This is a genomic window from Bacillus safensis FO-36b (assembly GCF_000691165.1).
GTDB lineage: Bacteria > Bacillota > Bacilli > Bacillales > Bacillaceae > Bacillus > Bacillus safensis.
The window spans coordinates 279,521-306,471 of record NZ_ASJD01000001.1; the positions used below are offsets into that span (position 1 = coordinate 279,521).

A 26,951-nucleotide genomic window follows, 5' to 3' on the forward strand; every position below is an offset into this window, starting at 1 on the left:
AAAGGAGTGGGCATCATGAACGATTTCCCTATGTTGCTAAAGCATTTTCCTCAAGATGAAAAGCCGAGAGAACGATTTATGAAATATGGTCCCGGCAGTCTGTCAAACCATGAACTTGTTGCGATTCTTTTAAGGACAGGCACAAAAAAGGAATCAGTTCTCCAAATTTCTGCAAGACTTCTGCAAACATTTGGCGGTCTTCGCTCTGTAAGAGAAGCCTCAATTGAAGAAATGTCGAAGATTCGAGGAGTTGGAAAGGCGAAGGCGGTCTCTCTATTAGCTGCTTTAGAACTCGGCACTAGATTACACCATCAAACGACGGACAACCGCTATGTGATCCGCACACCAGAGGATGGGGCAAAATATGTGATGGAAGATATGAGGTTTTTACAACAGGAGAATTTCGTTTGTCTTTATCTCAATTCAAAAAATCAAGTTCTTCATAAACATACTGTGTTTATTGGAAGTTTGAACTCATCCATCGTTCACCCGCGTGAAATTTTCAAAGAGGCGTTTAAACGTTCGGCTGCTTCATTTATATGTGTGCACAACCATCCATCTGGAGACCCGACGCCGAGCAGGGAAGATATTGAAGTCACACAGCGACTTTTTGAATGTGGAAAGCTGATTGGAATACAGCTGCTTGATCATCTTGTCATAGGTGATCAAAAATTTGTGAGTTTGAAGGAAAAAGGGTATTTGTAACACTTTTTTTTTCAATGTTTTACGATATAATAGAGTTTATGAGTTTTTCCCTAAGGGAATTTTGGTTTAAGAAAGGAAGATACATACATATGTTTGGAATTGGTACAAAAGACCTTGGAATAGATCTTGGAACAGCGAATACGCTTGTTTTTATTAAAGGAAAAGGCATTGTTGTGAGAGAACCTTCGGTCGTAGCCTTGGAAACTGATACGAAGTCTATAGTGGCAGTCGGAAATGATGCTAGAAACATGATTGGCCGTACACCTGGTAATGTTGTGGCATTACGCCCAATGAAAGACGGAGTCATTGCAGATTACGAGACGACAGCAACAATGATGAAATATTACATTAATCAAGCATTAAAAGGCAAAGGGCTTTTTGCTCGTAAACCTTACGTCATGGTATGTGTACCATCTGGTATTACAGCTGTAGAAGAGCGTGCAGTCATTGATGCAACAAGACAAGCTGGTGCACGTGACGCATACCCGATTGAAGAGCCATTTGCTGCGGCAATTGGTGCTAACCTGCCTGTATGGGAGCCAACAGGAAGTATGGTTGTGGACATTGGCGGCGGTACAACAGAGGTAGCGATTATTTCTCTTGGCGGCATTGTGACATCACAATCAATCCGCGTGGCAGGAGATGAAATGGATGATGCGATCAGCAGCTACATCCGTAAAACGTATAACCTAATGATCGGTGATCGTACGTCAGAAGCGATTAAAATGGAAATCGGTTCTGCGCAGCCTGATGTACATGATGAGATGGACATTCGCGGCCGTGACCTTTTAACAGGTCTGCCAAAAACAATCTCTATTACGGCAGAAGAGATTGCAAAAGCGCTTCGCGATACGGTGGAAACAATTGTCGATGCAGTGAAAATGACTCTTGAAAAAACCCCGCCTGAGCTGGCAGCAGATATTATGGACCGCGGAATTGTTTTAACAGGAGGCGGAGCATTGCTTCGTAATCTTGACAAAGTCATTAGTGATGAAACGAAAATGCCAGTCATTATTGCAGAAGACCCGCTTGACTGTGTGGCAATCGGAACAGGGAAAGCACTAGAACATATTCATTTGTTCAAAGGAAAATCAAAAGATAATCGATAATCGGTCGTAATTAAAGAGGTGTAAGACATGCCGCAGTTTTTTATGAATAAAAGATTAATGTTGCTCCTTGTCTGTGTCATCGTACTGGTGGCCATGATTGGTTTTTCAGTGAAAAGCGGCAGAGGTGCTTCATGGCCGGAAAAATTAGTGGGGGATACGACAGGCTTTTTTCAAGGTGTCTTTCATAAACCATCACAATTTATTGCCGGTATTTATGGGAACGTACAAGATTTAAAGAACACATATGATGAAAACGAGCGTCTTCGAAAAAAACTTGATGGACAAACCCAATATGAGGCGAAACTTCAAGAACTAGAAGATGAGAACAAAAAGCTTCGCAAACAGCTTGGCTATGTGAACTCTATTCGTGACTACACGCCAATTCTCTCAACTGTTATCGCAAGAAACCCATCTCTTTGGGATAGCTTTGTGATGATTGATAAAGGGAAAAAACAAGGCGTGGACAAAGATATGGCGGTCACAAATGAGAGTGGTGCGTTAATTGGGAAAATTGAAAGTGATAAGCTCAACAATTTTACTTCGACTGTAAGGTTGCTAAGCTCTACTGACCAAAATAATAGAATTTCAACGAAAATTTATGCGAAAAAGGGCAAAGAAGAACTCAATGGAATCATTAACGGTTATGACAGCAAGAAAAAAATGCTGACTATGAATATTCTGAAATCCGATGCAGATGGGGATGTCAAAAAAGGAGATCTTGTTGAAACATCTGGAGCAGGGGGCGTATTCCCGCAAGGCTTAACGATTGGTAAGGTGAGTGAAATTGAGCCAGACCATTACGGCCTGACAAAGATCATTTACGTAGAACCAGCGGCTGAACTCAACAATTTAGACCGCGTGATTGTGGTGAATCGCAGCACAAGTACAGCAGATGCATCTGAATTGACGAAGGAGGAAGGCTCGTGAAACGTGTCCTTCTTGCTTTCGTCATGTTGTTTATCTTCGTATTTGACAGCATTTTTGTTGATTTAGTGAAGCTCCCATTTGTTTCAGAGAATCAAATTTTAGCTCCTCATTTCATTTTACTCGCACTTGTATTTGTGACTGCTTTTGTGAATCAAAAATATGGTGTGATTTACGGATTTATCTTTGGACTTTTATATGATATTTCATATACAGGTATACTTGGTGTTCATATGTTTGGCTTTGGGGCGCTTTGCTATTTGTTAGCAAAAGCCTTTAAAGTTCTGCAAACGAATATGTTAGTTGTCGTCTTTCTGTCGATTATTGCTGTTTCCGTGATGGAGTTTTATGTATACGGCGTTCAAGCGACAATTCAACCAGGAATTATGCCGTTTAATACGTATGTCATCGAACGTTTTATTCCAACGATTCTTTTAAATACTGCTGCGTCTCTCATACTTGTTGTGCCGCTAAGGCTCTTTTTCACCCATGTGAAACAAGAACTGATCGACGAATAAAAGCAGGAGTTTGTCCAATTACGGCGAAATGAGTATGTTGTTGAGGTGAGCATCTTGAAAACTCAAAAACAGCAATATGTGACGATAAAAGGTACAAAAAACGGATTAACATTACAGTTAAATGATGACTGTTCGTTTGATGACCTTCTTTCTGGCTTGCGAGAGGTTCTATTACTTGAGCAATATACAGATGGAAGAGAAGGACATAAGGTCAATGTGCATATTAAGCTTGGTTTTCGTTATTTAACAGAGGATCAGGAGACACGTTTGACCGAAGTGGTGTCTGAAAATGAACATCTCGTTATCCACTCCATTGAAAGTGACGTCATGTCAACTGAAGAGGCGAGACGATTAAAAGCAGAGGCTGAAATTACTTCTGTAGCAAAAATTGTACGCTCTGGACAGGTGCTGTATGTCGAAGGAGATCTTTTATTAATAGGAGATGTCAATCCTGGCGGAACGATTCGCGCAGGGGGAAATATTTTTGTGCTTGGCGCATTAAAAGGTGTGGCGCATGCTGGATGTAATGGCAACAAACAGGCTGTTATTGCGGCATCACATATGATTCCAACACAGCTTCGCATCGCACAAGTTATTAACCGTGCACCAGACCAAAAAGAAGATGGAAATGAAATGGAATGTGCTTATTTAGATATAGATGGCAATATGATCATTGAACGCCTGCAGCAATTGGCTCATATAAGACCTAATCTGACAAGGCTTGAGGGAGGAATGTGAAATTGGGCGAGGCTATTGTGATTACCTCAGGAAAAGGCGGCGTTGGCAAAACAACAACATCTGCAAACTTAGGCACAGCACTAGCAATTCAAGGGAAAAAAGTGTGTCTAGTTGATACCGATATCGGCCTTCGGAATCTGGATGTCGTGATGGGGCTAGAAAACCGCATTATTTATGATCTAGTCGATGTAGTAGAAGGAAGATGCAAAATTCACCAAGCGCTTGTAAAAGATAAGCGTTTCGAGGATCTTTTGTATCTTTTACCTGCTGCTCAAACAAGCGATAAAACGGCTGTAGAGCCGGAACAGATCAAAGAATTAATTCAATCATTGAAACAAGACTTTGATTATGTTGTCATTGACTGCCCTGCTGGAATTGAGCAAGGCTTTAAAAATGCTGTATCCGGTGCAGACAAGGCTATTGTCGTGACGACGCCTGAAATCTCAGCTGTGAGAGATGCGGACCGAATCATCGGTTTGTTAGAACAAGAAGATATCGAACCGCCTCGTTTGATTGTCAACCGTATTCGTACACACATGGCGAAAAATGGCGATTCAATGGATGTAGATGAAGTGGTACATCACTTATCGATTGATCTACTTGGCATCGTAGCAGATGATGATGATGTGATTAAGGCTTCAAACAATGGTGAACCGATTGTCATGGATGCTAAAAACAAAGTATCGATTGCCTATCGCAATATTGCCCGCCGCGTACTAGGCGAATCAGTACCGCTTCAATCTTTTGAAGAAGAAAACAAGGGAATGTTTGCAAAGCTTAAAGCATTCTTTGGTGTAAGAGCATAATCACTGAACCGTGATAGAAAACCTTTGCAGTCAGGAAAGGCGGCTGCCTTTGCGAAGCGAATTTGACATTCGTGAGCACCGGAGCGCAGACCGACACTGAATGCGAGGGTTTCTCTGCACGCTGAGACCGATTCGATGAGAATCGGTCTTTTTGTTGCATATCAGATGGGGTTGTCACATAAAATGTACAAACTGTTTGTATGTAAAGGGTGATCTCATGAAAAGAGTGGACGAGTACCGAAAGAAAATCGCGCAGCGACGCAAAACGATGCAGCCAGCTGCTCTCCCTAAGAAGACGGCTTTCAAGAAAAAAGAAGATATCCCGCCATGGGTTATGCTGACAGAGGAAGAAAAGCATTCTGGCTCGACCTCCTATGAACCGGCGTCCCATCAGCCAAAGAAATATCGTCATCCCTTATTTAACCCGAATACCTTTGTGCTTAAATGTTTATTATCAGCGTCCCTTGTGTTGATTGCAGCCATTTCATTTAAAGGTCAGACAGGTCCGTTTCAGCAGCTGAAGCCGATGATTACTCAGACCTTTGAGCAAGATTTTCAATTTGCTGCTGTTAACCGCTGGTTTGAAAAAACAGTTGGACATCCGCTGGCCTTTTTAACAGAGAAAAAAGATGGCCAAAAGGACGTACAAGCGAATCAAGAACTGGCTGTTCCTGCCTCTGGTAAAGTGCAGGAATCCTTTACGCAAAATGGAGCAGGTGTCAAAGTGGAGACATCCGCTGAAGCCATAGATAGTATGAAGGAAGGCTATGTGGTTGAGGTGAAAAAGAAAAGCGATACAGGGCTTACCGTGGTGGTGCAGCATGCAGATAACAGCTATAGCTGGTACGGTCAATTAAAGAAAGCGGATGTGGCCTTATACGATTTTGTCGATAAGGGTGAAAAAATTGGCCAGATTTCGCTTGATGATCAAGGGAAGGGCACGTATTATTTTGCCATTAAGCAAAATGAACAATTTATCGATCCTATTCAGGTGATGACCTTTGAATAGATGGCTGCTCATGCTGACGAAAATTCATATCCATCCGCTGCTGTGGATTGTGATGGCGTTTGCGGTTCTGTCAGGCCAAATTAAGCCGCTGCTTTGTCTGCTTATCATCGTCTGTGTCCATGAACTTGGACATGCAGCGGCTGCCTGCTATTATCATTGGCGCATTCGGCGGATTTTTTTACTGCCATTTGGCGGAACGGTGGAAGTAGAGGAACATGGGAACCGTCCGTTAAAAGAAGAGCTGGCGGTCATTTTGTGCGGGCCGCTTCAGCATGTACCGCTCCAGCTCATGGCATGGCTTTTCATGGAGGCTTCTCTTATTTCGCATGACGTCTTTACGATGTTTACCTTTTATAATATGGCGATTTTTCTTGTGAATCTTTTGCCCGTTTGGCCGCTTGATGGCGGAAAATTATTCTTTTTGCTCTTATCCGTTTTTTACCCTTTCCAACGTGCACATGCCCTAGCAATAAAAGGCTCACTTGTCTTTTTCGGTCTATTGACAGGAGGGTTACTTTTGTTTGCACCGCTGCAATTCAATGGCTGGGTGCTGCTCACTTTTTTAGCTTATTCACTCGTGATGGAGCACAGGCAGCGGCATTACGTCAGGGTTCGCTTTTTACTAGAACGGTATTACGGTAAAAAAGAGCAAAAGGTAGAAAAACTGATTCCGCTGAGAGCAAGTGCAGAGGAAAAAGTATACGAAGTGATGGCACGATTTCAAAGGGGCTGCAAACATCCGATTATTATTGAAAGAGATGGCGTGAAGATGAGCCAGCTTGATGAAAATGAACTGCTCCATGCGTATTTTTCAGACCGCAGAACCACCTCCTCAATGGAAGAGCTTCTTTTACCGTACTAATGGTGAAAATACATTGACATTCTGCGTCTAGTTTGATATATTTTTTAATGTTATGGATATGTAGCACCCGTGCTACAACCGCGCGGAGCAGGTGTAAAGTGCCTATGGCCCCCTGTATTCGGCGAGTCTGAGTTTATTAGGAGGTGCAGAGATGTACGCAATTATCGAAACTGGTGGTAAACAAGTAAAAGTTGAAGAAGGTCAAACTGTTTATGTTGAAAAACTAGCTGCTGAAGCAGGTGAAACAGTAACTTTCGAAAACGTATTGTTTGTCGGCGGAGACACTGTCAAAGTGGGTAACCCTTCAGTTGCTGGAGCAACAGTAACGGCTAAAGTTGAAAAACAAGGTCGCGGTAAGAAAATTACTGTGTTCAAGTACAAACCGAAGAAAAACAACCACAAGAAACAAGGTCATCGTCAACCTTACACTAAAGTTGTTATCGAAAAAATCAACGCTTAAGGCGTGTGAGTGATATGATCAAAGCAACCATTACTCGGTCTTCAGCAGATGAAAGCATTACGTCTTTTCAGATGACTGGACATGCCGAGTTTGCTGAAAAAGGTCAGGATCTCGTTTGTGCAGGTGTATCTGCTGTTGTTTTCGGCTCAGTCAATTCAATTATTGCACTGACAGGATTGGACCCACTGCTTGATATTGGTGAAGAAGGCGGCTACTTCTCTTTTGAACTGCCGGCTGATACAGATCCAGTATCCTTTGAAAAAGCCCAGCTGCTTTTAGAAGGCATGGTCGTTTCCTTGGAGACAATTGAACGAGATTATCACGATTATGTGAGAATATCAACAAAAAAATAGGAGGTGAACTTCATGCTTAGATTAGATCTTCAATTTTTCGCATCTAAAAAAGGGGTAGGTTCTACAAAGAACGGACGTGACTCTGAGTCTAAACGTTTAGGCGCTAAACGTGCTGATGGTCAATTCGTAACTGGTGGTTCTATCCTTTATCGTCAACGTGGAACGAAAATCTATCCAGGTGAAAACGTTGGACGCGGAGGCGACGACACTCTTTTCGCTAAAATCGACGGAACGGTTAAATTCGAACGTTTCGGTCGTGACCGTAAAAAAGTGAGCGTATATCCTGCGGCACAATAATTGCTAAAAACTCCGGTCATTGACTGGAGTTTTTTTCACTTTTTACAAGCAGTACCGAAGATGATAAAAGAAGATGCACTCCATAAATATCAAAGAACGTTTGCTGACTTTGCCTCATTTTCTCCTATACGATCAGAAAAAACAACCTTTCCTCACATAACTAGTGTTTTTCTATGCTGTCTTCTCTGTTATAATTCAGGGAGACATATTGATGATAAGACTCCTAAAAGAGAGACCAAACGATTGGGAGTGCGATAATGGAAGAGATACCAAGTAAAGAAAATGAAAAATTAACTCACGTTGCATTAACAAATGAATTGATTGATCTGCTCAGTCGTTCAAGACACGACTGGATGAATAAATTACAGCTGATCAAAGGCAACTTGACATTAGAAAAATATGACCGCGTGTTTGAAATTATAGAAGAAATGGTCATTGAAGCACAGCATGAATCCAAACTCTCAAATTTAAAAATTCCCCAATTGGCCTATTACTTTCTAACATTTAATTGGGAGTCGCATTTTATCACCTTAGAATATGAAGTGCTTGGTGAAACCCGAGACTTATCAGCATATGAATCGCAGCTGCTAACGGTATCACAGGAGTTGTTTTCGATATTTGATCAATCAGTTTGCCAAAAAACTGAAAATCATTTAACGGTCACGTTCCAAACAGATCATGAAGAAAATGATGTGATCTTATATTTTGATTTCAAAGGAAAATTAACAAGTTTGGATGCGTTAAATGCGTTTCATGACGCAAACTATCCATGTATGAGTATAACGCAATTTCATGTGACGCCTCATGAGTCCATGATTGAGCTTTGTTTGAGGCAAGAACGAGATATGTGATGCAGAGAAACGGAGGAAGTTATGTTTGTAGATCAGGTTAAAGTGTATGTTAAAGGCGGTGACGGCGGAAACGGTATGGTGGCGTTCCGTCGTGAAAAATATGTACCAAAGGGCGGCCCAGCAGGCGGCGACGGCGGAAATGGTGCAGATGTTGTGTTTGAAGTAGACGAAGGACTCAGAACGTTAATGGACTTTCGTTATAAGCGCCATTTTAAAGCTGACCGCGGCGAGCATGGAATGAGTAAAAACCAGCATGGCCGAAATGCGGAAGAAATGATTGTCAAAGTTCCGCCGGGTACGGTTGTAACAGATGCAGAGACGGAACAAGTACTAGCTGACTTGACAGAGCATGGGCAGCGGGCTGTAATTGCCAAAGGCGGACGTGGCGGACGTGGGAATTCACGCTTCGCAACACCAGCAAACCCTGCACCACAGCTGTCTGAAAACGGTGAACCAGGTAAAGAACGTGACGTCATTTTAGAATTAAAAGTACTTGCAGATGTTGGACTTGTTGGTTTCCCAAGTGTCGGGAAGTCAACGCTGCTCTCGATTGTTTCTTCTGCGAAACCAAAAATTGCGGATTACCATTTTACAACGCTTGTACCGAACCTCGGGGTTGTTGAAACAGACGATAACCGAAGCTTTGTTATGGCGGATCTGCCAGGACTGATCGAAGGAGCGCACGAAGGCGTTGGCTTAGGTCATCAATTTTTACGTCATATTGAGCGTACACGTGTCATTGTCCATGTCATTGATATGTCTGGACTTGAAGGACGTGACCCATACGAAGACTACGTGACGATTAATGAAGAGCTTGAGCAGTACAATATGAGATTGACAGAGCGTCCGCAAATCATTGTTGCGAACAAAATGGACATGCCAGATGCAGCTGACAATCTAGAGGCATTCAAGGAAAAATTAACGGATGACTATAAAGTGTTCCCGATTAGTGCGATCACAAGAGAAGGGCTTCGTGAGCTCTTATTTGAAATCGCCAATCAGCTTGAAACAACACCGGAATTCCCGCTCTATAATGAAGAGGAGCTGTCGGATAACCGCGTGATGTACAGGTTTGATGAAGGCGATGCACCATTTGAAATCTCTAGAGATCCAGATGGCACATTTGTCTTAACGGGTAAAGCACTTGAGCGTCTGTTTAAGATGACAGACTTCTCAAGAGATGAATCTGTTAAACGATTCTCTAGACAGCTGCGCGGAATGGGTGTCGATGATGCCTTGCGTGAGCGCGGAGCAAAAGATGGCGACATCATTCGTCTGCTTGAATTTGAATTCGAATTTATTGATTGATCAAAAGGAGGGTCCAGACCATGGGCTCTCCCGTTTTTAAAAGGGGAGAAAACAGGTGAAAGAAGAAACGTTCTATTTAGTAAGAGAGGATGTACTTCCAGATGCGATGCGAAAAACGCTTGAAGTCAAAAAGCTTCTCGATCGCAAAAAAGCGGATTCAGTTGCCGATGCTGTTCAAAAAGCGGATTTAAGCCGCAGTGCTTTTTATAAATACCGAGATGCTGTTTTTCCATTTTATACAATGGTGAAAGAGCAGATCATCACATTGTTTTTCCACCTTGAGGACCGGTCTGGGGCTTTATCAAGACTGCTTCAAATTGTGGCTGACTCTGGCTGTAATGTGTTATCCATTCACCAAACGATTCCGCTGCAAGGAAGAGCGAATGTCACCTTATCAATTAGTACAGCTGGAATGGCAGATGATATTAACACCGTCATGAATCAATTAAGAAAGCTTGAATTTGTCGAAAAAGTCGAAATTTTAGGTTCCGGGGCGTAAAAGGAGAGATCATAGCAGATGAAGCAATTAACTGTAGGTTATTTTGGACCAGAGGCAACATTTACTCATTTGGCCGTATGCTCTTGTTTTCCAAAAGATGCGGTGCAGCGTGCCTATGCAACGATTCCGCAATGTATGGATGCTGTGTCAAAGGGCGAAGTCGATTTGGCGGTCGTTCCACTTGAAAATGCACTCGAAGGCTCTGTGAACTTAACGATTGATTATTTAATTCATGAAGAAGCGCTGTCCATTGTGGGGGAAATGACAGCACCAATTCGGCAGCATTTGCTTGTCCACCCATCAAGAGCCGAGAGCTGGGAGACATTAGATGTCATTCAATCACATCCTCACGCGATTGCCCAGTGTCATCAATTTCTGAAAAAGCAGTACCCTCATATTCCTCATCGGCCAGTGGAATCAACAGGCTATGCAGCAAAATACATCAGTGAGCATCCAGATGAAGCTGTCGGGGCTATTGCTAATGAAATTGCCGCACAAACGTATGGTTTGACGATTGCGAAAAAAGACATTCATGATTATCCGCACAACCATACACGCTTTGTGATTTTACATAAAGATCCTAACGCATCGTTCCCAATGAATTCTGGTTTCTCATCAAAGCCAAAAACGACCATTGTGGTCAGTCTGCCTAAGGATGACCAATCAGGCGCATTGCACCGCGTGCTGTCTGCTTTTTCTTGGCGGAATCTCAACTTGTCAAAAATTGAATCTCGTCCGACAAAAACAGGTCTTGGACATTATTTATTTATTATTGATATTGAAAAAGAAATGGATGATGTCCTCGTTCCTGGTGCGATTCAAGAATTAGAGGCGATTGGCTGTGAGGTTAAGCTGCTCGGCAGCTATCAAACATATGAATTAACGAATGAAAAATAGTGTCCCGTGCAGGACACTATTTTTTTAGTCTTTTATTAAAAACCCAGCATCATCCAGCGCTTGAATGGCTTGGTCAAGTTGCTTTTGGCTGTAAGAAGTGAGAGTATGCAGGTGCACGCCGTCTGTTAGTTCTGACAAGTAGGAAGCGCCGGTGTTAGAAATATGATGCACAAAATCAGCGACTTGTTTCCGTGTACTGACGCGAATAGAGGCCGTCAGTTCACCATAAACAGGGTGCTCAATGATCACATCTTTCACCGTCACACCAAAGTCTACAATTAAGGTCAGTTCCTCTTCTGTACGAGCAGGATCATGCTTGCAGGCGATGATTTGTTCAATTTCTCTTTCTGGCGCATGCTGCGCTGCCATATACACATAGCCTTGGCTTGTGGCAATAATGGGTTCGTTTTTTGCTTTTAATAATGAAATATCTTGTACAATGACTTGCCGAGAGACAGCCGCCTTTTTAGCTAAAAAGCTTCCAGTAAGCGGTGTGTCTGTTTCTTTCAGCCACTCTAAAATGGCGTTTCTTCTTTCTTCGCCAATGAGTTTCCTCTCTTGCTCCACGTCCTAAGCTCCCTTCTTCTCCTTTTGCAAATGCTCAAATGTATGCAAAAGCTGATCGATGTCCTCTTTTGATGACTGCCATCCAAATGATAGTCGAATAAATTGAAGGGCATCACGATCTGATACACGCAATGCCTTCACAGCAGGGGAAGGATGGTGATAGCCAGAAGCACATGCGCTTCCAGTTGAAAGACAAATCCCATGCCGGTTACATGCTAACATTACATATTGTCCTTCAAACCCTTCAAAAAAACAACCAATAATATGAGGCAGCGTGCGGCGGTTGTCATTGTCCTGAAGTGTACGAACTGGCAGCTGTCTTATTTTTAACTGCTGAAGAAAATAATCACGCAGCTGCTTATCTAATTTATGCTGTTCATCCAGCCTAAGCATCGTTTGTTCGCTCGCGGCCGCAAAAGCACCGATACATGGAACGTTCACTGTCCCTGGACGTAAGCCATTTTCCTGAACTGCACCTGCATATAAAGGTTTCCAAGGAACATGTGCGCCCATATAAACAGCACCAGCGCCTTTAGGAGCATACACTTTATGACTTGAGATGGACACAGCATCGACTCCAAGTTCTTTGATGGACACACGAATCTTTCCAAATGTTTGCACAGCATCTGTATGAAAAAGAATGTTCCTTTCTTTTAAAAGAGGGGCTAATTCAGCAAGCGGCTGGATAATTCCTGTTTCTGAATTAGCATGCTGAATAGATACTAGCCCTGTTTCAGGCAATAATGCTTTTTTGAGAATGTCCTTTGTTATGATTCCATCCTGATTCGGTTCAATGATCGTGACTTTTACGCCAAGACGCTCTAAGCTGCTAACTGCATGATGAACAGAAGGATGCTCAACTGAAGTTGTGATGACATGCTGTTGATGTGCTGGCAGTCCATTGATGATCGATTGAATCGCAAGGAGATTGGATTCAGTTCCACCGCTTGTAAAGTAGATTCCATCTGGTTCACCCTCGATCATGGCAGCGAGTGATTGTCTGCTGTAAGTCAATATGTCATTTGCTTTTCCCCCGGCATCATGAAGACTGCTTGCATTTCCGTAGAAATTTTTACTTAGCTGCTCAAAAACATGCAGCGCTTCCTCTGAAACAGGTGTAGAAGCTGCGTAATCTAAATAAACCAACCCATCCATCTCCCGTGTGAAAATTTTTTCTTGTATTTATTTTAGTGTTGTGTAATGATATGTGTCAAGACAGGTGTAAATGACAGGAGGGGCGATGGTGTCATCAATCAAAAAAGTCATTGTGGTGGGATCAGGCATTGCAGCGCTTTCCTTTGCAAAAACCATTTCGAAAAGCTGCCAGGTCATCATGATGACAAAAAAACAATGTTCATCTAGTAATTCCATGCTGGCACAAGGAGGAATCGCTGCTGCCTTTTCAGCACATGATTCAGTTCAGCAGCATGTGCAGGATACACTAGCTGCCGGCTGTGACCACAATGATGAAAGAATTGTACAAGAAATCGTGAAACTTGGAAAACATCTTGTGGAGCAGCTCGTAGCAGAAGGCTGTCCATTTGATCAAGATGAGGCGGGAGAGCCGCAATTAGGCAAAGAGGGAGCACATACCACTCATCGCATCTTGCACGCGGGAGGAGATCAATCAGGCAAAACCCTTGTTCAGTTTCTAAAAAGTCAGCTTGGCTCACATATTCATTTATACGAATATCATCATGTCATTGATCTATTGATTCATGAAGGGACATGTACGGGTGTTGTATGGAAAGACGAGAAAGGACACGTACATACGATGACCGCAGATGCCGTTGTTTTATCAACTGGCGGCTGCGGCTCCTTATATGAGACAAACACAAATGATCCTTCTGTAACAGGAGACGGACTGATGATGGCCTATCGAGCCGGGGCGCAATTAGTGGATCTCGAATTTGTTCAATTCCATCCTACTCTTTTAACAATCGCGGGAAAAGCAGCTGGTCTCATTTCAGAGGCAGTACGGGGAGAGGGAGCTTATTTAGAAGATGAAACAGGCAGGCGGATCATGAAAGATATTCACCCGCAAGCTGATTTAGCACCTAGAGATGTGGTCGCTAGAGCGATTTTTCATGAGCAGCAATTAGGTCATCAATTGTATCTTAACATCCATGATATTCCGCATTTTTCAGCTCGTTTTCCGGCCATAGCTCAGATGTGCGAGCGCGCAGGCGTCGATATGGCAAGCGGCAGGCTGCCAATTTCCCCAGGTATGCACTTTTTAATGGGCGGTATCAGCGTGAATGAATATGGAGAAACGACTGTTCCAGCGCTATTTGCCATTGGAGAAGCGGCCTGCACTGGCTTACACGGTGCGAATCGATTGGCGAGTAATTCTCTTCTGGAAGGTCTCGTGTTAGGCAGCAAAGCGGCACAAAAAATTGAACAGCTCCCTAAACTGAAAGAAACAAGTCCACCTTTTTCTATTCGAGAAATATGGATGGTCCCAATGATTTCAACAGCTCAGCTGAGACAATGGATGACTACATTTGCGGCCATTGTGAGAGATGAAAAAGGCTTGCAGACTTTGCTTCATTCGTTGCAACATGTCAATTTTCAGCAAATTAATGTGAAGGATATCACAAATGAACAGATCGAATTAAGCAATCAATGGGCATTAGCGGTTTGCCTTGCTAAATCTGCATTACTTCGTACAGAAAGCAGAGGCGGCCATTATCGAATGGATTATCCAGAGCGGAGTGATGCGTTGTGGCGGGGCAGGCAGATTGTTCATGAAAAAGGCCACATTCACATTATGAAAAATGAAAGGATCGGTGCCAAATGGAACGTTTACAGTTAAAACAAATGCTCACTCATTTTTTCACAGAAGATATTGGCTTTGGAGATGTATCAGCAGATGCCATCTTTGGAGACAAGAAAGGAACAGCTCTTATCATTGCGAAACAATCTGGTGTATTGGCAGGGTCACAACTGATTGATACAGGGTACCGCCTGTTGAATGAACAGATTCAAACTGAGCTGTTTTTTCAAGAAGGTGATTGGATTCATTCAGGCGCTGTACTGGCGAAAATAAAGGGCCCAGTCAACGGCTTATTAAAGGGAGAGAGGGTCATTTTAAATCTATTGCAGCGAATGACAGGTATTGCCACCTTAACACATGAGGCGGTGCAGCGATTAGGTGACCCGTCTATTACGATTTGTGATACGAGAAAAACGACACCCGGCTTGCGTATGTTAGAAAAATACGCAGTAAAGACAGGCGGTGGTAAGAATCATCGCTTTGGCTTATCGGATGGGGTGATGATTAAAGATAATCATATTGCCGCATGCGGTTCTATCCGTGAAGCTGTAGAGAAAGCAAGAGCATATGCCGGTCATATGGTGAAAATTGAAGTGGAAATTGAATCAGAAACGCAGCTAATGGAAGCCATTGAAGCAAAAGCGGATGTTATCATGTTTGATAACTGCTCTCCGGACGAGGTAAAACGTTTTAAACAAATGACGCCAGAGTCCATTCTGACAGAGGCTTCAGGGGGAATCACCTTAGAGACATTGCCAAGCTACAGGGGGACAGGAGTCGATCTTATTTCACTTGGTTTTCTGACTCATTCAGCCCCAGCATTTGATTTTAGTATGAATATGGAATTCAGTCATAAAGGGGGAACAACTCATGTCCATGCTTAATGTATTAGCCAATCAACATGCAGTCATGATGCCAGATGAATATAAACACCGCTCTGATGATGAGATGAAGCAGCGAGTGTTAGAAATTAAGCGGGCTTTTGGTTCAAAGCTTTTTATACCGGGCCACCATTATCAAAAGGATGAGGTCATCGAATTTGCAGATGCCACAGGAGATTCATTGCAGCTGGCACAAATAGCTGCCGACAATCACGAGGCTGAATACATTGTGTTCTGCGGTGTTCACTTTATGGCAGAAACGGCAGATATGCTGTCAAACAAGAATCAAAGCGTCGTTTTGCCAGATATGAGGGCGGGCTGTTCAATGGCAGATATGGCGAACATGAAACAAACAGACAGAGCATGGGAGCAGCTCACTGATCTGTTTGGGGATACAATACTTCCGCTTACGTACGTCAATTCAACAGCAGATATTAAAGCATTTGTCGGCAAGCATGGCGGGGCGACTGTTACTTCGTCAAACGCTAAAAAAGTACTCGAGTGGGCACTGACACAAAAAGAGCGGATTCTGTTTCTCCCTGATCAGCATCTAGGGCGTAATACGGCTTTTGATTTAGGTATTCCGCTAGAAGAAATGGCTGTGTGGGATCAGATAGAAGAAAAGCTCATCACCGATCAGCCGCTTTCTCGTATTAAGATGATTTTATGGAAAGGCCATTGCTCCGTACACGAGAAGTTTACCGTTCAGAATATAGAAGAAATGAGAAAAAAAGATCGTGACATTCAAATTCTTGTCCATCCTGAATGCACGCATGAGGTCGTAAGGGCTTCTGACCTAGCAGGTTCAACGAAATTTATTATTGATACGATCAAACAGGCACCAGCAGGAAGCAAATGGGCGATTGGAACAGAGATGAATTTAGTCAAACGGATCATAGCGCAGCACCCAGATAAACAAATTGAATCCCTTAACCCAGATATGTGTCCATGTTTGACTATGAACCGGATTGATCTGCCTCATTTGTTATGGTCACTTGAAAGCATTGAGAAGGGTCAGCCGGCCGGGTTGATACAGGTCAATGAAGACATCACGAAAGACGCATTGCTTGCACTCAAGAAAATGCTCACCATTAAATAATGAATCAGCCCCTCCTATCAGAAAACAAGTTTTTATCATATCGGCTTGTAAATAGGCATAAATTTATGTTGAAACATATTGTACTTCTGACATAACCGTTACGTTCACGTTTTGCATAGGAGGGGAAAACGTTGAAAATTCATATTGTGCAAAAAGGAGACTCCCTTTGGAAAATTTCAAAGAAATACGGAGTCGACTTTCAAGAATTGAAAAAACTAAATTCACAGCTCAGTAATCCTGATTTGATCATGCCGGGTATGAAGATTAAAATTCCATCTAGTGGTGTTCCTGTGAAAACAGATCATCACAAAGCAAAAGAAATGCCAAAAACGAAAGAACATCCGTATGTGAAAGAAAAGCCAAAAGATGTTGTGCAAGTGCAAGATACGAAACCGAAGGAAAAGCCAAATGAACCGGTACCATATGTACCGCCAGTGCCAAAGATCGAGCAGCCAGTTTTTCCGCAAGTCGATGTGAACTATTATCAGACCAATCTCTACCAGCCATTCACGCCTCCTCCCAAAAAAGATCATCATGAGAAAAAAGATCACGTTCATCACAAAAAGGATCACAAGGAAAATTTTCATCACGAAAATAAAGACCATAAAGATAACAAGGATCATTTTCATCATGAAAATAAGGAACATATAGACCACAAGGATCATTTTCATCATGAAAATAAGGAACATAAAGATAACAAGGACCATTTTCATCATGAAAATAAAGGTCATCTAAAAGAAGAAGTGGCGAAGGGGTATGATCCGTTTATTCATATTCCGCATCAAAAAGAGGAGGGAAAAGACATGGAGCATGGCAATTATCCGAACCTTCCTAACTTCCCGCAAATGCCAAATATGGGAGGGGCAGCGGTAGGGGGAGTGGCTGAAAATAACGAGCATCATCATCAGCACCATCATCATGAACCATATGATCCTTATTTTGGTTATGGTCATTACATGCCGGCGATGTATCCATATCCGCAGCAAATGGTGCCGGCATCGCCAATTTTACCGGGATCAGGCCTATGTTATCCAATCCAGCCATATTATCATCATCATATGATGCCATATCCATACCCGGCTCATCCGTATTATCCTGCGTATCAAGCGCCAGCTTACTACGGAGAGAATCATGAGCACCATGCAAACGACGGACATCACTGGCATCACCATATGCATTCAAACGCCAACGCAAATGCCAACGCAAATCAAGGATTTTATCCAAATGTTTCAAATCCAGCATATGGAAAGGGAGACTGCGGATGTGATGATGGCATGAAGCATCATCAGCCTTGGCCAGGACATGATCCGAATCCTGTTCCTTATGGCCAAATGGGGGCTTATCCAGCTCAGCCTTATATGCAGCCATATCCAGGTCAATCCGTTTTTGCAAGGCCGGAGGAAGAGGAAGAAGATTAATGACAGAAGGAACGATCTCAATCGTTCCTTTTTTTGTTTATAACTGACAGCTTGATTTTTTTCCTAACTGTACATGCTAAAACAGAGCCTGTTTCGCGCTCATGAGATTGAATTTGTACAGGGGGTTTTTCGTTTGAGACAAAAATGGCAAAAAACAATCGCATTAGTGCTTCTTCCTATTGGTTTAACGGCATGTGGTGCAAATAATAACGCAGGTGTCGATACACGTCATAATCAATCAGGCCAGCCGGTTGGTTATCATTCAAATCAACGAGCGGAAGACAACAACCAAGATCATCAAGGACCAGTTTCTGAACTTATGGAGGGAATGAACGGGAGAAATACAACAAATGTTGATTACCGTACACGTCCTCAAACGGATGATCGAATGCCTCTCACAGGTGGAGATGGACGCTACAGTCATGGAGATATGAATTATCATAACCAAATGTCGTTCTCAGGCTATGATAAACAAGAGAACATTCAGCGTTCAAGAAAAATTGCCAACCGCGTCAATAAAATGAATCACGTGGCAGACTCTCAAGTCATGGTGACGGATGAGAATGTGTATATTGCCATTAAATCAGATGGCCGCCTGACGTCAGAAGGCGTATCACAAGTAGAAGAAGCAGCGACTCGTTATGCGGATGGAAGAGCAGTCCAAGTCATAAAAGATGAAGGTGCATTCACTCGCTTTAGAGACATGAGAAGAACGCAATTTGAAACAGGCCAAACAGGCATGACCCGATAGTTTGACACAAAAAGGCTAAAGTTCATCACGAACTTTAGCCTTTTCTTAAAAATAAACCTTGATGCCTATATAAAATTCGTAAAAGAAATAACAGCCAAACCCTAGTAATAAAATACCAGCAATAATGGATGTCCACTTGATCATCGTCCGATTCATCACTTTTCTTGTTAACGATACAAGTGTGAGAAGACCGATGTCATGAAGGAAAATCCCTGCCAAGATACCGCCGGCAGCCAGCATAAATTCAGATGAATCTGTTTTTGTATACGCATCCGCAAGTACAGCACCAAAAACAGAAACCCAGAACACAAGATTTCCAGGAGATACCGCCACGAGCAAGCCGTTTCGATATGTTTTTGCGAATGATTTATTGACCTTTTCTCCTGCTAAATGGATATCTTGATCCGCGTGTTTAATGGAGTCGTATGCGAGAATCATTAAAAATACAGCTCCGATCAGCCAGAGCGGGATTTGAACAAACGGCAGAGATAAAAACTGAGCAAATCCAGCATATAAAGTCAAGATAAGTAATAAGTCTATGGTCATACCGCCTGCTCCGACAGTTAAACCATGAAAGAATCCGTTTTTGAGTCCCTGTTTTGTCATTTCAACCGTGATTGCTCCAACAGGCAGAGCAATTGAGAATCCTACGACGATAAATGTGAGAAATGTTTGCAATCGACTAGAACTTCCTTTGAATAAATTGTATAAAAATTCTCCGTTTAGATTAATTATACATAATAGGAGAAAAGGATCAACGATTATTTCAGATTTAATTGAAATGAGAGAGACAGATCATGTATAGAAATCTGTATATCAATATAATCCATAAAGCTTGTAGGGGAAAGGAACTATTTTCCTGAATTCTCTTTTTTTCATGATGTCTCTATGCTACACTGATGTGGAAATCAATAAAAGTGACTAGGGGTGCCCGTAAATGGGCTGAGAGAGTAGCATAAGCTTCTTAACCCTTTGGACCTGATCTGGCTCGTACCAGCGTGGGGAAGTTGAAGATGATGCATGTATCCTATCAATGATATGCATGTTTATTTCTGACGACGAAACCAGGTTCTTTCAATAGAGCCTGGTTTTTTGCTGGTGCTGATTCCATCCTGTCCGGTGACAAGAAGAAAAGGAGAGAACAGCAAATGAAGGAAAAGAAAAGTGTCCCATCCAACCAATCATTATTATCCAGCTTTGACGGCAGCCGAAAGGTGTATGAGAAAGGATCAAGGCCCGATATCTTAGTGCCGAAAAGAGAGATTGCGCTCTCACATACTGTGACAGAGGCGGGCGGCATAAAAAATGAACCAGTCCGTGTATACGATACGAGTGGACCGTACACTGATGAGAACGTTCATATTGACGTCACAAAGGGATTAAAGCGTCTTAGGGCAGCATGGATTGAAGAAAGAGGAGATACAGAAAGCTATGAAGGGCGTCATGTAAAACCGGAAGATAACGGATATCGTTCAAGGGAGAAGGAGTCCTTCCATTCTGTCCAAACTGATTTTCATCATAAGCCGCTCCGCGCGAAACAAGGAGCGCGCGTGACGCAAATGCATTATGCCAAAAAAGGCATCATTACGCCTGAAATGGAGTTTATCGCAATAAGAGAAGAGCTAAGCCCTGAGTTCGTTAGAGAGGAAGTAGCGAGCGGAAGAGCCGTCATTCCTTCGAATATTAACCATCCAGAAAGTGAACCAATGATTATCGGAAGGAATTTTCATGTCAAAATCAATGCGAATATTGGTAATTCAGCTGTCACGTCATCCATTGATGAAGAGGTTGAAAAAATGACATGGGCGATCAGATGGGGGGCAGATACAATGATGGATCTGTCTACTGGAAAGGATATTCATACAACGAGAGAATGGATCATTCGGAATTGCCCAGTCCCAGTAGGAACCGTTCCTATCTATCAGGCCCTTGAAAAAGTGAATGGAGTCGCAGAAGATTTGACGTGGGACGTGTACAGGGACACATTAATTGAACAAGCAGAACAAGGTGTAGATTATTTCACAATTCATGCGGGCGTGCTGTTAAGATATATTCCGCTTACAGTCGATCGGGTGACTGGAATTGTTTCAAGAGGCGGTGCAATTATGGCAAGATGGTGTCTTGCTCATCATCAAGAGAATTTCCTCTACACTCACTTCGAAGACATTTGTGAAATTATGAAAAAATATGATATCGCCTTTTCACTTGGAGATGGACTTAGACCAGGCTCGATTGCTGATGCGAATGATGAGGCGCAGTTTGCAGAGCTGGAAACGTTAGGTGAATTAACAGAGATCGCTTGGAAACATGATGTGCAGGTGATGATTGAAGGGCCCGGACATGTCCCAATGGATAAAATCAAAGAGAATGTGGACAAGCAAATGGACATTTGCAAGGAAGCACCATTTTATACGTTAGGGCCTCTTACAACAGATATCGCGCCGGGGTATGATCACATTACATCCGCAATCGGTGCGGCCATGATCGGCTGGTACGGAACAGCCATGCTGTGCTATGTAACACCAAAAGAGCATTTAGGTCTGCCGAACAAAGAAGATGTGAGAGAAGGCGTGATCGCCTATAAAATTGCCGCACATGCCGCTGATCTAGCAAAAGGACATCCTGCTGCTCAAAAGCGCGATGATGCTTTATCGAAAGCGAGGTTTGAATTTAGATGGCGGGACCAATTCAACCTGTCACTTGATCCAGAAAGAGCCTTGGCGTTCCATGATGAAACATTGCCTGCCGAAGGCGCTAAGACCGCTCACTTTTGCTCGATGTGCGGACCGAAGTTTTGCAGTATGAAAATTTCTCATGATATCCGCAATCAATCTGAAGAAGTGAAAAGAGAGATGGAAAAGAAGGCGAAGGAGTTTGTCAGTCAGGGAAGTCAAATTTATCAGCCCTAAAAAAAGAACCTCGCACGCATGCTGTGCGGGGTTTTATCAAACGGCTGAGAAGGCTTTTCTTAAAAGGTGAAAAAATGCCTTTGCTGCATACATCATGTCCACACTTGGAATGAGAGCATCTGTTAAATGAAAAAAGACTGTTTGTTTTTCGGGAGATGTTCGTTTCTTTTTCTGCTTCATTAAGGACAGCCTCCTTTTTAATCAATATACTTCTTTGCAGATCTGAGAGATAGATATGTTGTGTGAATTTAAACAAAATTTAAACTTCTTGGGTTTGAATGGAAACAAAGAGGGGAAACGAGTTGAATAGAGAATGAATGAAAAGAGCTGATCTATTTGACCAGCGAACAAGAAGAGTGGAAGGTGATCTTTATGATGAAAGTATTTAAGGTAACATTTCATATGAACAATGGGGAAGTGCTTGATTTCGAGCTCAAACGTCCAGCTACCTATGATGTGTATAAAAAAATTGAAGAAGCCAATCATTGGTTTAAGCTGAATAATGAAATCATTAACCTATTAAACGTCAATAGTATCCATGTAGAAACAGAATAACGCAGAAAGCCGCTCAAAGAGAGCGGCTCAGCGTGTAGACAAACCCTCGCATTCGTTGTCAGTTCTGCGTGCCGGTGCTCACGAATGTCCAATTCGCTCCGCTCCGGTACTCGTCCTTCCTAGACTGCAAAGGTTTTCTATCACGCTGAAAAGAAAGGGCTAAAATCAAGATCATTTTAGCCCTTTGTCAACAATCTGAGCCGCTCAAAAGAGAGCGGCTTTCATTATGCAGAAAAATCATTTCGATTATTAAGCTGCCCGCGGGACAGCCAGTTCTTTTTATACAAATATGCAATGACTTCAAGCCACAGACGCGGTGCTTTTTTAGGGAAAAAAGGTTTTTGGTAATAGGCATAAGCGGCTTTTAAATCATCCCATTGATGACATGCTTTCGTTTGCGTGAATCTGGCAACGTCAATGACCCTGATCCGTCCTTCTTTTGTTAAGATCAAATTGCGCAGATGAATATCAGAAGGATTCAATCCTTTCTCGCGCGCTTCCTCCAGCGCATCATCGACTTGTTCAATCATTTGTTTTTTAATAGGAATTCCTTTTGTAAGGCATTCATAGAATGTGTAGCCTTTAATATATTCCATTAAAATATACTGATCCCCAGACTCATAAATCTCAGGGTAGTAAGACGAACCAGAAAGTTTTTCGTAAATGGCAGCCTCTTTGCGGGCAATATGCTGATAAGAAGGGAAAAAAACTTTTAGTGCCATTTTCTTGCCGTCTTTTTTGTATAAAAAGACATAGGCACTTCTTCCTTTGCCGCACAGTTCAAGCTCTGCCGGTTTATAGGCAAGCTTATGAAAACGTTTCTCTTCATGATATTGAATCGATTCGGCTAATCTTTTGACATCTGACATTGACTTCACCTTCTTTGGTTTCAGTTTATGCGGCTGAAAAACGAATGATGAAAAAACCGTGTCATTCGATAAAGCAATGGATTGTATAAAACATAACATTTACGAATGAAGGATACAACGAAAGACTCTTACCATACATTTGAATGATCGATTTGGTTAATGTTTAGAAAAATGGGTCAAACTACATATGTCATGCATCGATCTCATGTTCTAAAGAGGTGTAAATAGTGAAAGTGAAGATGAAATGTTTCGTTACAGGACTTATCATGACAAGTGTGCTTTTTTTTGCTGCGGATATGGAAGGGAAAGAACACTTGCAAAAGCAGTCAAACTCTATTACCGTCCAGCTTGAAAAAGTCTATCTAGACGGCGATGTGAGTATTGAAAGACACCGGGCATCATTAGAAGACAAAGACACATTCTGGGCGCAGTATAAAGGCTGGACGCTCGTAGAACAAAAAGAGGATTTTGCCCTTTTTAGAAAGCAAATTGATGATATCTCTCCATTAAGTAAAGCAAATGGATATATCGGATTATCAGAGGACGGTGTGATTTCTACGTTTCATGGAAGGCCTGACGGCTGGGCGGAGCCTATTCATCTCTTTTTTCAAATTGATACGTCCCGTTTAGAAAGTCATGTGGAAAAGCAGCTTGAGCAAGGCATTCCTTTTCGAACAAAGGATGAATTTGAGCATGTGCTTGAAGTCATGAAGCCTTATCGAAATGAAGTATCGTTTTAAAGCGTGTAACAGCTTGCTGGTGTGAAGGCCGCAAGCTGTTTTTCGTGGTTTCATCATAAAAATGTACTGAGCGAACGTATGTTAACTTTTATTGCGGTTTTCTCTTCGATTTATGTTACAATGAAGAACAGTCAAAGAGGTGAAAACGGTGATAGAGTTTGTAAAAGGGACCATTGATTATGTGTGCCCGCAATATGTTGTCATTGAAAACGGCGGAGTGGGATATCAAGTCTATACCCCAAACCCGTTTATCTATCGAGTAAATAAACAAGAAACGATTTATACGTATCATTACATAAAGGAAGACGCCTTTTCGTTATACGGTTTTCAAACACGAGAAGAAAAAGCGCTGTTCACAAAACTGTTAAATGTCACAGGAATTGGGCCAAAGGGCGCACTCGCCATTCTTGCTTCCGGGGATCCTGGCGCTGTCATTTCAGCGATAGAACGTGAAGATGAAGCGTTCCTGATTAAATTCCCTGGTGTGGGCAAAAAAACAGCACGCCAAATCATTCTGGATCTAAAAGGCAAACTTGCAGATGTGGTGCCAGAGATGATTGGCAACTTATTTAATCACGAGGACCACATTCAGGTCGAAACGCAGCAAACTGCATTAGATGAAGCGCTTGAAGCCTTAAGTGTCCTTGGATACGGTGATCGTGAAATCAAAAAGGTTCTTCCATTATTAAAAGAAGAAAAGAATCTCACAACCGATCAATATGTGAAAAAAGCTTTACAAAAAATGTTGAAATAGGGTGATGTCTCATGGATGAACGGCTCGTCTCAACTGAAGCAGACAACCATGAATCAGCCATTGAGCAAAGTCTGCGGCCACAGACACTTAGCCAATATATCGGTCAGCAAAAAGTAAAGGATAACCTCAGCGTATTTATTGAAGCTGCCCGCATGAGGCAGGAAACGCTTGATCACGTCCTTTTATATGGACCTCCTGGACTTGGGAAAACAACGCTTGCGTCGATCATTGCCAATGAAATGAATGTTCAGCTGCGTACAACGTCAGGACCAGCGATTGAACGTCCTGGTGATTTGGCGGCCATCTTAACATCTCTTGAGCCAGGTGATGTATTGTTTATTGATGAAATTCACCGCTTGCAGCGCTCAATTGAAGAAGTGCTGTACCCAGCAATGGAGGACTTTTGTTTAGATATTGTCATTGGAAAAGGAGATACAGCACGCTCTGTACGGCTTGATTTACCGCCATTTACGCTTGTAGGTGCAACAACCCGTGTCGGGCTGTTAACAGCGCCGCTTCGTGATAGGTTTGGGGTACATGCAAGATTGGAATACTATGAACAAAGAGATTTGGCTCACATTGTGGCAAGAACAGCCGAGCTGTTTGAGATTGGGATCGATATTCGCTCTGCTGAAGAGATTGCGAGACGTTCCCGGGGAACACCGAGGGTTGCCAATCGTTTGCTCAGAAGAGTAAGAGATTTTGCGCAGGTGCTTGGGAATCATGCCATTACGCAGGATATTGCGGAAGATGCCCTAGAGCGTCTTCAAGTCGACAGGCTTGGCCTTGATCATATAGACCATAAGCTGCTTTTAAGTATGATCGAAAAATTTAGAGGCGGTCCTGTTGGGCTTGATACGATCTCAGCGACAATTGGAGAAGAATCACATACGATTGAAGATGTGTACGAACCGTACTTACTGCAAATTGGTTTCCTGCAAAGAACACCAAGAGGGCGGGTCGTCACAAGAGAAGCGTATGAACATTTTCAAATGGAGGTTCCGATTCGTGACTGAATTCCCTAAAATATTAATGATTTTAGGTGGTGTCCTTTTTGCCGCAGGATTAGTATTTCAATTGGTTGGTAAGCTTCCAGGTGATATTTTTGTGAAAAAAGGAAATGTAACGTTCTTTTTTCCTGTCATTACATGCATTGTCATTAGCATCGTACTAACCATATTACTTAATATCTTTGGACGGATGAAATAACGTTAACTAGTTAACTACAGAATAGGTGAAGGAAATGAAGCTAGAACTATTTGATTTTGATTTACCAGAAAGATTGATTGCACAAGTACCGCTTGAAAAAAGAGATGCATCAAGACTGATGGTCTTAAACAAACAAACGGGTGCGATTACACATGATACATTCTCACAAATCATCAATTATTTTCAAAAGGGTGATTGTCTCGTTCTAAACAATACGCGCGTTCTGCCTGCACGTCTGTTTGGTATGAAAGAGGATACAGGTGCCAAAGTAGAGCTGCTTCTATTGAAACAAGAAGAGGGAGACAACTGGGAAACACTTGTCAAACCAGCCAAACGGGTGAAAAAAGGGACGGTTATCACGTTTGGTGATGGACGGCTCAAAGCAGTATGCACAGAGGAAATGGAACATGGCGGAAGAAAAGTCGAGTTTCAATATACAGGCATTTTTTATGAAGTGCTTGAATCCCTTGGTGAAATGCCGCTGCCTCCATATATTAAAGAGCAGCTTGACGACCGTGAACGCTATCAAACCGTTTATTCAAAAGAGGTTGGCTCCGCTGCTGCGCCAACTGCCGGTCTCCACTTTACAACCGAGCTGCTGGATGCGCTGAAAGCGAAAGGTGTACACATTGCTTTCATTACGCTGCACGTAGGGCTTGGCACATTTCGTCCGGTAAGTGCAGAACGTATTGAAGAACACGAAATGCACGCAGAGTTTTATGAAATGAATGAAGAAACAGCTGATGAGCTTAACCGCATTCGCAAGGAAGGCGGGCGGATTATTTCAGTCGGCACAACGTCAACAAGAACGCTTGAAACCATTGCAAGTGCACATGATGGTGAGTTCAAAGCCTCAAGCGGCTGGACGTCGATCTTTATTTACCCTGGCTACACATTCAAGGCAATTGACGGCATGATCACGAATTTCCATCTGCCAAAATCCTCGTTAATTATGCTTGTCAGCGCATTAGCTGGACGAGAGCACGTACTTAAAGCGTACAATGAGGCTGTTAAAGAGGAATACCGATTCTTCAGCTTTGGCGATGCCATGCTGATTCAATAACATCATACAACAAAGACAGGAGGG

General features: G+C 42.6%; 32 protein-coding genes, 1 riboswitch and 1 other annotated feature. Of the genes, 27 read left to right on the forward strand and 5 right to left on the reverse strand.

Annotated features, from left to right (window positions below):
* The first annotated feature begins 30 nt into the window (after positions 1-30).
* The 15 genes from radC (at position 31) to pheA (ending at position 11,336) form a co-directional block, all read left to right on the forward strand.
* Positions 31-705 carry a RadC family protein gene (gene radC, locus BA81_RS01370; protein ID WP_034280738.1) on the forward strand — a complete coding sequence of 225 codons (675 nt, stop codon included), beginning with the start codon at positions 31-33 and terminating at the stop codon, positions 703-705.
* A gap of 89 nt (positions 706-794) precedes the next feature.
* Positions 795-1,814: a rod shape-determining protein gene (locus BA81_RS01375; protein ID WP_007501538.1), complete on the forward strand. Its 1,020-nt coding sequence runs from the start codon at positions 795-797 to the stop codon at positions 1,812-1,814.
* A 27-nt stretch (positions 1,815-1,841) separates the two neighbouring features.
* Complete coding sequence (gene mreC / locus BA81_RS01380; RefSeq protein ID WP_034279831.1) at positions 1,842-2,741, forward strand: rod shape-determining protein MreC; 900 nt, start codon at positions 1,842-1,844, stop codon at positions 2,739-2,741.
* Positions 2,738-3,256: a rod shape-determining protein MreD gene (gene mreD, locus BA81_RS01385; protein ID WP_034279834.1), complete on the forward strand. Its 519-nt coding sequence runs from the start codon at positions 2,738-2,740 to the stop codon at positions 3,254-3,256. The genes mreC and mreD overlap by 4 nt, the downstream gene beginning before the upstream one ends.
* A gap of 54 nt (positions 3,257-3,310) precedes the next feature.
* A complete protein-coding gene (gene minC, locus BA81_RS01390; protein ID WP_034279837.1) occupies positions 3,311-3,994 on the forward strand; it encodes a septum site-determining protein MinC in 684 nt (227 codons plus the stop codon).
* A 2-nt stretch (positions 3,995-3,996) separates the two neighbouring features.
* Positions 3,997-4,800, forward strand: a complete 804-nt coding sequence (minD, locus tag BA81_RS01395; protein WP_017358134.1) for a septum site-determining protein MinD — start codon at positions 3,997-3,999, stop codon at positions 4,798-4,800.
* Positions 4,801-5,017: 217 nt separating this feature from the next.
* Positions 5,018-5,809 carry a M23 family metallopeptidase gene (locus tag BA81_RS01400; protein WP_034279841.1) on the forward strand — a complete coding sequence of 264 codons (792 nt, stop codon included), beginning with the start codon at positions 5,018-5,020 and terminating at the stop codon, positions 5,807-5,809.
* On the forward strand, positions 5,802-6,671 hold the full coding sequence (locus BA81_RS01405; RefSeq protein ID WP_034279844.1) for a M50 family metallopeptidase: 870 nt from the start codon (positions 5,802-5,804) through the stop codon (positions 6,669-6,671). The genes BA81_RS01400 and BA81_RS01405 overlap by 8 nt, the downstream gene beginning before the upstream one ends.
* A 66-nt stretch (positions 6,672-6,737) precedes the next feature.
* Positions 6,738-6,810, forward strand: a sequence feature (ribosomal protein L21 leader region).
* Positions 6,811-6,822: 12 nt separating this feature from the next.
* A complete protein-coding gene (gene rplU / locus BA81_RS01410; RefSeq protein ID WP_003216781.1) occupies positions 6,823-7,131 on the forward strand; it encodes a 50S ribosomal protein L21 in 309 nt (102 codons plus the stop codon).
* A 14-nt stretch (positions 7,132-7,145) separates the two neighbouring features.
* A complete protein-coding gene (locus BA81_RS01415; protein ID WP_034279847.1) occupies positions 7,146-7,484 on the forward strand; it encodes a ribosomal-processing cysteine protease Prp in 339 nt (112 codons plus the stop codon).
* 12 nt (positions 7,485-7,496) lie between these two features.
* Entirely contained in the window at positions 7,497-7,781 is a 285-nt protein-coding gene (gene rpmA / locus BA81_RS01420; protein WP_003216586.1) for a 50S ribosomal protein L27, read from the forward strand.
* A gap of 257 nt (positions 7,782-8,038) precedes the next feature.
* A complete protein-coding gene (locus BA81_RS01425; protein WP_034279849.1) occupies positions 8,039-8,632 on the forward strand; it encodes a sporulation initiation phosphotransferase B in 594 nt (197 codons plus the stop codon).
* A 21-nt stretch (positions 8,633-8,653) separates the two neighbouring features.
* Positions 8,654-9,940 (forward strand): GTPase ObgE, encoded by a 1,287-nt coding sequence (obgE, locus tag BA81_RS01430; protein WP_024423156.1) that lies wholly within the window; start codon positions 8,654-8,656, stop codon positions 9,938-9,940.
* 55 nt (positions 9,941-9,995) lie between these two features.
* Positions 9,996-10,439, forward strand: coding sequence for an ACT domain-containing protein (locus BA81_RS01435; protein ID WP_008342790.1), 444 nt, complete (start codon positions 9,996-9,998; stop codon positions 10,437-10,439).
* 18 nt (positions 10,440-10,457) lie between these two features.
* Positions 10,458-11,336 (forward strand): prephenate dehydratase, encoded by an 879-nt coding sequence (gene pheA / locus BA81_RS01440; RefSeq protein WP_034279853.1) that lies wholly within the window; start codon positions 10,458-10,460, stop codon positions 11,334-11,336.
* Positions 11,337-11,360: 24 nt separating this feature from the next.
* Here pheA and BA81_RS19830 read toward each other — a convergent pair whose 3' ends face one another.
* Together BA81_RS19830 and BA81_RS01450 are read right to left on the reverse strand one after the other, a co-directional pair.
* Positions 11,361-11,903, reverse strand: a complete 543-nt coding sequence (locus tag BA81_RS19830) for a transcription repressor NadR (RefSeq protein ID WP_024423154.1) — start codon at positions 11,901-11,903, stop codon at positions 11,361-11,363.
* A 3-nt stretch (positions 11,904-11,906) separates the two neighbouring features.
* A complete protein-coding gene (locus BA81_RS01450; RefSeq protein WP_186365565.1) occupies positions 11,907-13,049 on the reverse strand; it encodes an IscS subfamily cysteine desulfurase in 1,143 nt (380 codons plus the stop codon).
* Positions 13,050-13,143: 94 nt separating this feature from the next.
* Here BA81_RS01450 and nadB point away from each other — a divergent pair, with 94 nt between their 5' ends.
* The 5 genes from nadB to BA81_RS01475 all read left to right on the forward strand — a co-directional run bounded on the left by nadB (position 13,144) and on the right by BA81_RS01475 (position 18,828).
* Positions 13,144-14,718: an L-aspartate oxidase gene (gene nadB, locus BA81_RS01455; RefSeq protein ID WP_034279858.1), complete on the forward strand. Its 1,575-nt coding sequence runs from the start codon at positions 13,144-13,146 to the stop codon at positions 14,716-14,718.
* Positions 14,700-15,563 carry a carboxylating nicotinate-nucleotide diphosphorylase gene (nadC, locus tag BA81_RS01460; RefSeq protein WP_034279860.1) on the forward strand — a complete coding sequence of 288 codons (864 nt, stop codon included), beginning with the start codon at positions 14,700-14,702 and terminating at the stop codon, positions 15,561-15,563. The genes nadB and nadC overlap by 19 nt, the downstream gene beginning before the upstream one ends.
* Positions 15,550-16,659 carry a quinolinate synthase NadA gene (gene nadA / locus BA81_RS01465; RefSeq protein WP_034279863.1) on the forward strand — a complete coding sequence of 370 codons (1,110 nt, stop codon included), beginning with the start codon at positions 15,550-15,552 and terminating at the stop codon, positions 16,657-16,659. The genes nadC and nadA overlap by 14 nt, the downstream gene beginning before the upstream one ends.
* Positions 16,660-16,790: 131 nt before the next feature.
* A complete protein-coding gene (gene safA / locus BA81_RS20020) occupies positions 16,791-18,077 on the forward strand; it encodes a SafA/ExsA family spore coat assembly protein (protein WP_034279865.1) in 1,287 nt (428 codons plus the stop codon).
* A gap of 133 nt (positions 18,078-18,210) precedes the next feature.
* On the forward strand, positions 18,211-18,828 hold the full coding sequence (locus BA81_RS01475) for a YhcN/YlaJ family sporulation lipoprotein (protein WP_034279869.1): 618 nt from the start codon (positions 18,211-18,213) through the stop codon (positions 18,826-18,828).
* A gap of 45 nt (positions 18,829-18,873) precedes the next feature.
* Here BA81_RS01475 and BA81_RS01480 read toward each other — a convergent pair whose 3' ends face one another.
* A complete protein-coding gene (locus BA81_RS01480) occupies positions 18,874-19,506 on the reverse strand; it encodes a LysE family translocator (protein ID WP_034279872.1) in 633 nt (210 codons plus the stop codon).
* Between the two features lie 235 nt (positions 19,507-19,741).
* Positions 19,742-19,850, forward strand: a riboswitch (TPP riboswitch).
* Between the two features lie 126 nt (positions 19,851-19,976).
* Between BA81_RS01480 and thiC the strand changes: the two genes are divergently transcribed.
* Entirely contained in the window at positions 19,977-21,737 is a 1,761-nt protein-coding gene (gene thiC, locus BA81_RS01485) for a phosphomethylpyrimidine synthase ThiC (RefSeq protein WP_034279875.1), read from the forward strand.
* A 36-nt stretch (positions 21,738-21,773) separates the two neighbouring features.
* Here the strand turns inward: thiC and BA81_RS19680 are convergent, their stop codons facing one another.
* Positions 21,774-21,917 (reverse strand): hypothetical protein, encoded by a 144-nt coding sequence (locus BA81_RS19680; RefSeq protein ID WP_169737546.1) that lies wholly within the window; start codon positions 21,915-21,917, stop codon positions 21,774-21,776.
* A gap of 192 nt (positions 21,918-22,109) precedes the next feature.
* Here BA81_RS19680 and BA81_RS01490 point away from each other — a divergent pair, with 192 nt between their 5' ends.
* Entirely contained in the window at positions 22,110-22,292 is a 183-nt protein-coding gene (locus tag BA81_RS01490) for a hypothetical protein (RefSeq protein ID WP_008342761.1), read from the forward strand.
* 224 nt (positions 22,293-22,516) lie between these two features.
* Here the strand turns inward: BA81_RS01490 and BA81_RS01495 are convergent, their stop codons facing one another.
* Entirely contained in the window at positions 22,517-23,161 is a 645-nt protein-coding gene (locus tag BA81_RS01495) for a serine/threonine protein kinase (protein ID WP_034279877.1), read from the reverse strand.
* A gap of 239 nt (positions 23,162-23,400) precedes the next feature.
* Between BA81_RS01495 and BA81_RS01500 the strand changes: the two genes are divergently transcribed.
* The 5 genes from BA81_RS01500 to queA all read left to right on the forward strand — a co-directional run bounded on the left by BA81_RS01500 (position 23,401) and on the right by queA (position 26,927).
* On the forward strand, positions 23,401-23,901 hold the full coding sequence (locus BA81_RS01500; protein WP_046312308.1) for an intercompartmental signaling factor BofC: 501 nt from the start codon (positions 23,401-23,403) through the stop codon (positions 23,899-23,901).
* Positions 23,902-24,049: 148 nt separating this feature from the next.
* Positions 24,050-24,655 (forward strand): Holliday junction branch migration protein RuvA, encoded by a 606-nt coding sequence (gene ruvA / locus BA81_RS01505; RefSeq protein ID WP_024423144.1) that lies wholly within the window; start codon positions 24,050-24,052, stop codon positions 24,653-24,655.
* An 11-nt stretch (positions 24,656-24,666) separates the two neighbouring features.
* Positions 24,667-25,671, forward strand: coding sequence for a Holliday junction branch migration DNA helicase RuvB (gene ruvB, locus BA81_RS01510; RefSeq protein ID WP_024423143.1), 1,005 nt, complete (start codon positions 24,667-24,669; stop codon positions 25,669-25,671).
* Positions 25,664-25,864 (forward strand): DUF2905 domain-containing protein, encoded by a 201-nt coding sequence (locus BA81_RS01515; RefSeq protein WP_012010741.1) that lies wholly within the window; start codon positions 25,664-25,666, stop codon positions 25,862-25,864. Before ruvB ends, BA81_RS01515 begins: the two co-directional genes overlap by 8 nt.
* Before the next feature lie 34 nt (positions 25,865-25,898).
* Positions 25,899-26,927, forward strand: coding sequence for a tRNA preQ1(34) S-adenosylmethionine ribosyltransferase-isomerase QueA (gene queA / locus BA81_RS01520; RefSeq protein ID WP_034279883.1), 1,029 nt, complete (start codon positions 25,899-25,901; stop codon positions 26,925-26,927).
* Positions 26,928-26,951 lie beyond the last annotated feature (24 nt).

Coding starts and splice junctions, on each gene's coding strand:
- radC (WP_034280738.1), top strand. CDS start 31: ATGTTGCTAAAGCATTTTCCTCAAGATGAAAAGCCGAGAGAACGATTT.
- BA81_RS01375 (WP_007501538.1), top strand. CDS start 795: ATGTTTGGAATTGGTACAAAAGACCTTGGAATAGATCTTGGAACAGCG.
- mreC (WP_034279831.1), top strand. CDS start 1,842: ATGCCGCAGTTTTTTATGAATAAAAGATTAATGTTGCTCCTTGTCTGT.
- BA81_RS01400 (WP_034279841.1), top strand. CDS start 5,018: ATGAAAAGAGTGGACGAGTACCGAAAGAAAATCGCGCAGCGACGCAAA.
- rplU (WP_003216781.1), top strand. CDS start 6,823: ATGTACGCAATTATCGAAACTGGTGGTAAACAAGTAAAAGTTGAAGAA.
- BA81_RS01415 (WP_034279847.1), top strand. CDS start 7,146: ATGATCAAAGCAACCATTACTCGGTCTTCAGCAGATGAAAGCATTACG.
- rpmA (WP_003216586.1), top strand. CDS start 7,497: ATGCTTAGATTAGATCTTCAATTTTTCGCATCTAAAAAAGGGGTAGGT.
- BA81_RS01425 (WP_034279849.1), top strand. CDS start 8,039: ATGGAAGAGATACCAAGTAAAGAAAATGAAAAATTAACTCACGTTGCA.
- obgE (WP_024423156.1), top strand. CDS start 8,654: ATGTTTGTAGATCAGGTTAAAGTGTATGTTAAAGGCGGTGACGGCGGA.
- pheA (WP_034279853.1), top strand. CDS start 10,458: ATGAAGCAATTAACTGTAGGTTATTTTGGACCAGAGGCAACATTTACT.
- nadB (WP_034279858.1), top strand. CDS start 13,144: ATGGTGTCATCAATCAAAAAAGTCATTGTGGTGGGATCAGGCATTGCA.
- nadC (WP_034279860.1), top strand. CDS start 14,700: ATGGAACGTTTACAGTTAAAACAAATGCTCACTCATTTTTTCACAGAA.
- nadA (WP_034279863.1), top strand. CDS start 15,550: ATGTCCATGCTTAATGTATTAGCCAATCAACATGCAGTCATGATGCCA.
- thiC (WP_034279875.1), top strand. CDS start 19,977: ATGAAGGAAAAGAAAAGTGTCCCATCCAACCAATCATTATTATCCAGC.
- BA81_RS19680 (WP_169737546.1), bottom strand. CDS start 21,917: ATGAAGCAGAAAAAGAAACGAACATCTCCCGAAAAACAAACAGTCTTT.
- BA81_RS01490 (WP_008342761.1), top strand. CDS start 22,110: ATGATGAAAGTATTTAAGGTAACATTTCATATGAACAATGGGGAAGTG.
- BA81_RS01495 (WP_034279877.1), bottom strand. CDS start 23,161: ATGTCAGATGTCAAAAGATTAGCCGAATCGATTCAATATCATGAAGAG.
- BA81_RS01500 (WP_046312308.1), top strand. CDS start 23,401: ATGAAATGTTTCGTTACAGGACTTATCATGACAAGTGTGCTTTTTTTT.
- ruvB (WP_024423143.1), top strand. CDS start 24,667: ATGGATGAACGGCTCGTCTCAACTGAAGCAGACAACCATGAATCAGCC.
- queA (WP_034279883.1), top strand. CDS start 25,899: ATGAAGCTAGAACTATTTGATTTTGATTTACCAGAAAGATTGATTGCA.